General features: G+C 63.5%; 1 protein-coding gene. It reads left to right on the plus strand.

All coding sequences use genetic code 11. The features are described from left to right. The first annotated feature begins 97 nt into the window (after positions 1-97). Entirely contained in the window at positions 98-1,258 is a 1,161-nt protein-coding gene (locus tag ABZS54_RS42940) for an IS701 family transposase (RefSeq protein WP_355548901.1), read from the plus strand. Positions 1,259-1,423: the final 165 nt, after the last annotated feature.

Consider the following 1,423-nt stretch of genomic DNA (forward strand, 5'->3'; position numbering starts at 1 on the left):
CCATCATGCCGCACACCGAGCCGAGTCCATGTGAGACACGCTCTAATACTGCAACGACACTCCGTGACCGGAAGTCATCACGGTCGTTGGTCCGTTCGTGTCGATGGAGATAGTTGACGGTTGGTCAGATGCGTTCGCTGACTTCGCGGGGCGGTTCGCGGGCCGGTTCGGGCGGGTGGAGCCGCGCCGGCGGATGGTGTCCTACCTGCGGGGATTGCTTGGCGAGTCGGAGCGCAAGAACGGCTGGACTCTGGCGGAGGCGGCCGGGGAGGCCGGTCCTCAGGGGATGCAGCGGCTGCTGAACCATTACCGCTGGGACGCCGACGCTCTGCGTGACGACGTTCGTGACGCGGTTGTGGAGCTCGTCGGAGATCCCGACCGGGGAATTCTGATTCTCGACGAGACGGGCTTTCTCAAGAAGGGGGGCCGGTCGGCAGGTGTGGGTCGGCAGTATTCGGGGACGGCGGGCCGGATCGAGAATTCCCAGGTCGGGGTCTTCCTCGCTTACGGATCCGAGAAGGGTCGGGCACTGATCGACCGAGAGCTGTATCTTCCGAAGGACTGGACATCGGACCGCGAACGCTGCCGGGCGGCGGGTATCGGCGACGAGGTCGAGTTCGCCACCAAGCCGGACCTGGGGCTGCGCATACTGAAGCGGGCTGTGGAATCCGGTATTCCGTTCGGGTGGGTGACCGGCGACGAGGTCTACGGTCAGGCGGGGCGGATCCGACTGTGGCTGGAAGAGCATGAGATTCCCCATGTGCTCGCCGTTCCGAAATCGCAGATGGTCATGACCATGGAATTCTTCGGACAGGCCCGGGCGCACGAGCTGGTCGGCGAGCTTCCCGACGACGTGTGGGCGCGCCTGAGCTGCGGCGACGGTGCTCACGGCCCGCGCGAGTACGACTGGGCGGCAGCCGCGATCCGGCCCTGGCGACTCGCGGGCTGGGATCACTGGCTTTTGGCACGGCGCAGCCTCGCGGACCCCACGGAAATCGCCTACTACATCTGCTTCTGCCCGGCCGGTACGCCGCTGGACGAACTTGCGCGGATCGCAGGATCCCGGTGGATGGTTGAGGAATGTTTCCAGACGGCGAAGAATGAAACCGGATTCGATCACTACCAGGTACGCGGCTACACGGCGTGGTATAGGCACATATCCCTCTCCATGGCCGCCCTCGCCTTCCTTGCCATCTTGCGAGCGGAGGCAAAAAAGGGGATCTGGAAGCCGGTGGCGGTCGATATCTGGTACCCGTGACCATGAATGAGGCCCGGCGGCTCTTCAACCGTATTTCTTCTCCGGTTCGCCACAGCACAAAGCATGTACTCGCCTGGTCCATATGGCGAAGAAGAAGCCAAGCTCGAGCTCGCATCAGCCATTACAGACGCCGAGGACATCCCGAAGTGTCGTTGCAGTACTAAG

It is taken from the genome of Embleya sp. NPDC005575 (genome assembly GCF_040605455.1).
Lineage (GTDB): Bacteria > Actinomycetota > Actinomycetes > Streptomycetales > Streptomycetaceae > Embleya.